General features: G+C 67.1%; 5 protein-coding genes, 1 tRNA gene and 1 pseudogene. 6 read left to right on the top strand and 1 reads right to left on the bottom strand.

Features of this window, described 5'->3' with window-relative positions:
* Positions 1 to 150 precede the first annotated feature (150 nt).
* The gene (locus Q0L11_RS16975; RefSeq protein WP_296598786.1) at positions 151 to 987 is read left to right on the top strand and encodes a DUF2807 domain-containing protein; all 837 of its coding nucleotides are present in this window, start codon (positions 151 to 153) and stop codon (positions 985 to 987) included.
* Between the two features lie 9 nt (positions 988 to 996).
* On the opposite strand, the gene Q0L11_RS16970 is transcribed toward Q0L11_RS16975, so the two are convergent.
* Entirely contained in the window at positions 997 to 1,209 is a 213-nt protein-coding gene (locus Q0L11_RS16970) for a hypothetical protein (RefSeq protein ID WP_296598785.1), read from the bottom strand.
* Between the two features lie 186 nt (positions 1,210 to 1,395).
* Here Q0L11_RS16970 and Q0L11_RS16965 point away from each other — a divergent pair.
* From Q0L11_RS16965 to Q0L11_RS16945, 5 genes and pseudogenes are all read left to right on the top strand, one after another.
* Positions 1,396 to 1,471 (top strand) — tRNA-Trp (locus tag Q0L11_RS16965).
* Positions 1,472 to 1,547: 76 nt separating this feature from the next.
* On the top strand, positions 1,548 to 1,853 hold the full coding sequence (secE, locus tag Q0L11_RS16960; RefSeq protein ID WP_296598783.1) for a preprotein translocase subunit SecE: 306 nt from the start codon (positions 1,548 to 1,550) through the stop codon (positions 1,851 to 1,853).
* 13 nt (positions 1,854 to 1,866) lie between these two features.
* Positions 1,867 to 2,436, top strand: a complete 570-nt coding sequence (nusG, locus tag Q0L11_RS16955) for a transcription termination/antitermination protein NusG (protein WP_296598782.1) — start codon at positions 1,867 to 1,869, stop codon at positions 2,434 to 2,436.
* A gap of 171 nt (positions 2,437 to 2,607) precedes the next feature.
* On the top strand, positions 2,608 to 3,039 hold the full coding sequence (gene rplK, locus Q0L11_RS16950) for a 50S ribosomal protein L11 (protein ID WP_296598781.1): 432 nt from the start codon (positions 2,608 to 2,610) through the stop codon (positions 3,037 to 3,039).
* A 3-nt stretch (positions 3,040 to 3,042) separates the two neighbouring features.
* Positions 3,043 to 3,287 (top strand): annotated as a pseudogene (locus Q0L11_RS16945) (50S ribosomal protein L1); the annotation flags it as partial.

Raw genomic sequence — 3,287 nt, 5'->3', positions numbered from 1 at the left:
GACTATCGAACTCAAGGGCCGTCGGATCACTCCGGCGGCCCTTTTGCTTGCCTCCCCCAGACCCGCCATGACTTCTCTGTCATGACCGACATTTAAGCTGTCGGGCGACCGGGCCGCGCCTAGCTTCCCATCGAGCTGGGGAGTTCAGACATGCGCCATTCCATCATGCTGCTGGCCACCGCCGCCGCCCTGTCGGCCGGCGCCGCGCAGGCCGCTACGGTCGAGATTCGTGACGCGGCGGCGCGCGTGACGGTCGTTCCCCAGGACCGGCCGGACATCAAGGTCGAGGTGGTCCGGCCGAGCGCCGAGCTGCCGCTGACGGTCCGTCTCGAAGGCGACCGCACCATCGTCGATGGAGACCTCTCGCACCGCATCCGCGACTGCAACGGCATGGGCACGAACGCACGGATCAACGTCCGCGGCGTTGGGCGCGTCCCTTACGCCGAGCTGCCGCAGGTGGTGATCTACACGCCGAAGGCGGTGAGCGTGGACGCCAACGGCGCGGTCATCGGAGCCATCGGCCGGTCCGCGAGCGTGAGGCTCGAGAATTCCGGCTGCGCGAACTGGACGATCGCCGACGTCGAGGGCGCCGCCGACCTGCGCCAGTCGGGGGCGGGCAACGTGAAGATGGGCTCGGCCGGCAGCTTGGCGGTGCAGCTCTCGGGCGCGGCCAACATCGACGCGGTCTCGGTGCGCGACGGCCTGGATGCGCGCGTGTCCGGCGCAGGCAGCGTCCGACTCAAGTCGGTCGGCGGGCCCATCGACGCGCGGCTCTCGGGCGTTGGGCAGGTGAAGATCGAGGGGGGACGAGCCAGCAGGATGCGGGCGTCGGTCTCGGGCATCGGCGGCGTGCAGTTCGACGGCGAGGCGCAGGACCTGGACGCGTCGATCTCGGGGCTCGGCGGCATCCGCGTGCGCGAAGTCACTGGCTCGATCCGCAAGTCGGTGTCCGGCGGAGGATCGATCAGGGTGGGGAACCGCTCGTAGCGGAGCGGTTCAGGCCTTCTTGCCCGCGCCGTCTGTCTGGTCTGCCGCGGCCTGGTTCGGCGCGTGGCGGTCGCGACGCGGCTCGCCGCTCGCCGGATCGGTCAGCGTCTTGGAGGTGCGCGAGGAACCCTCGGCGCCCTTCGGCTCCTGGGCCATGCGCTGGGGCGAGCCCGGCTTCTGGTCTTCGTCGCGATTGTAGGATGGGTCGTGGGGCTTGGGCATGGCGGCCTAACGCCCCGACCGCGGCTTCGCTCCACGCAAGAGGCTTGAAAACCGGGGGCGCTTGCGTCATACGCCTGCGTCCTACCCGACATCGTGGAGTCTTGAGTTTTCTAGCCGCCGGGGCGCGGTTCACGGGCCTTCGCCCCGGACAGGAAACCAGGTGAGACGAGCGGATAGGGGTGCTGAAGGAGTGTAGCTCAGCTGGTAGAGCGTCGGTCTCCAAAACCGAAAGTCGTGGGTTCGAGTCCCTCCACTCCTGCCACCACCTATATAAAGCGTAGGATAAACCGGGGCGGGGCCTGAGCGCCGCCGTTCCAGATGAGAGTTTGAAGCGCCGCATGGCCAGGAAACCGGGGCAGAACCCGCAAGCGATCCGCGACCGCGCCGCCAAGACGGCCGCGGTCATGGCCACGCCCAGCGCGGTCGCCGCCCAAGCGCCCAAGAAGAAGACCAGCATCGCGCAGTTCGCCCGCGAGGTCCGCGCCGAGGCGCGCAAGATCACGTGGACCAGCCGCAAGGAGACCTGGATCACCTCCGTCATGGTGGCGATCATGGTCGTGATGGCTGCGCTGTTCTTCTGGATCGTGAACACCACCCTCAACTTCGCCATCACGTGGCTGCTCCGCGTCGCCACGGGCGGATAAGAAGAACAACAAGATGTCCGAAGCCGCCGCCAACGCCCCGAAGGGCAACCCCCGCCACAAGTGGTACATCGTCCACGCCTACTCGAACTTCGAGAAGAAGGTGGCCGAGAGCATCCGCGAGCAGGCCAAGCAGCAGGGTCTCGACGAGAACTTCTCGGAGATCCTGGTGCCGACCGAGGACGTGGTCGAGATCCGTCGCGGCCGGAAGGTCAACTCCGAGCGCAAGTTCTTCCCGGGCTACGTCCTGGTGAAGATGGAGCTGTCGGACGAGGCCTACCACCTCATCAAGAACACGCCGAAGGTGACCGGCTTCCTGGGTTCGGGCTCGAAGCCGATCCCGGTGTCGGAAAAGGAAGTCCAGCGCATCGTCGGCGCGATCGAAGAGGGGGTTGAGCGGCCGAAGCCGACCATCTCCTTCGAGATCGGCGAGACCGTGAAGGTCATCGACGGCCCGTTCGCCAGCTTCAACGGCTCGGTGGAACAGGTCGACGAGGAACGCGCCCGCCTGCGCGTCACCGTCTCGATCTTCGGCCGCGCCACGCCGGTCGAGCTGGAATACGGCCAGGTCGAAAAGGCCAGCTGATATTTGGCCGCGGTTGTCGCCGCGGCCCAGACCTGATAGGAGCGCGCCCTTCGCTGACGGGCGCGCTCTTTGTTTTTCCGTCGGCGATTTCAAATCCGTGGGAGGGGCAGGGCCACCGAACCCCGCACCACGGCTCATAACCGGCCGGGTTTCCGGCCATGAGGAGCAAAGATGGCCAAGAAGATCTTGGGCTATATCAAACTGCAGGTGCCCGCGGGCTCCGCCACCCCGTCGCCGCCGATCGGCCCGGCGCTGGGTCAGCGCGGCGTCAACATCATGGGCTTCTGCAAGGAGTTCAACGCCCGCACCGAGAAGGAAGCCAAGGGCACGCCCCTGCCGACCGTGATCACGGTCTACCAGGACAAGTCCTTCACCTTCATCACCAAGACGCCGCCGGCGTCCTTCTTCATCAAGCAGGCGCTGGGCCTGAAGTCGGGCTCGCAGAAGCCCGGCCGCGACAGCGCCGGCAAGATCACCCGCACCCAACTGCGCGAGATCGCCGAGAAGAAGATGAAGGACCTCAACGCGAACGACGTCGAGGCCGCCGCCAAGATCATCGAGGGCTCCGCGCGCTCGATGGGTCTGCAGATCGTGGAGGCCTAAGAGATGGCGAAGCAACCCAAGCGCATGAAGGCCTGGACCGGCGACGTCGCCGCGACGCACGCCCTGGCCGACGCCGTGAAGCTGGTGAAGGCCAACGCCAACGCCAAGTTCGACGAAAGCGTCGAGATCGCCGTCAACCTGGGCGTCGACCCGCGTCACGCCGACCAGCAGGTCCGCGGCGTGGTCTCGCTGCCCTCGGGCACCGGCCGCGACGTCCGCGTCGCCGTCATCGCCAAGGACGCCAAGGC

It is taken from the genome of Phenylobacterium sp. (assembly GCF_024508875.1).
Classification (GTDB): domain Bacteria; phylum Pseudomonadota; class Alphaproteobacteria; order Caulobacterales; family Caulobacteraceae; genus Phenylobacterium.
This window is presented reverse-complemented; position numbering and strand designations above follow the sequence as displayed.

Excerpts from the sequence above, each read along its gene's own strand:
- Q0L11_RS16970 (WP_296598785.1), bottom strand. The coding sequence starts at position 1,209 with ATGCCCAAGCCCCACGACCCATCCTACAATCGCGACGAAGACCAGAAG.
- rplK (WP_296598781.1), top strand. The coding sequence starts at position 2,608 with ATGGCCAAGAAGATCTTGGGCTATATCAAACTGCAGGTGCCCGCGGGC.
- nusG (WP_296598782.1), top strand. The coding sequence starts at position 1,867 with ATGTCCGAAGCCGCCGCCAACGCCCCGAAGGGCAACCCCCGCCACAAG.
- secE (WP_296598783.1), top strand. The coding sequence starts at position 1,548 with ATGGCCAGGAAACCGGGGCAGAACCCGCAAGCGATCCGCGACCGCGCC.
- Q0L11_RS16975 (WP_296598786.1), top strand. The coding sequence starts at position 151 with ATGCGCCATTCCATCATGCTGCTGGCCACCGCCGCCGCCCTGTCGGCC.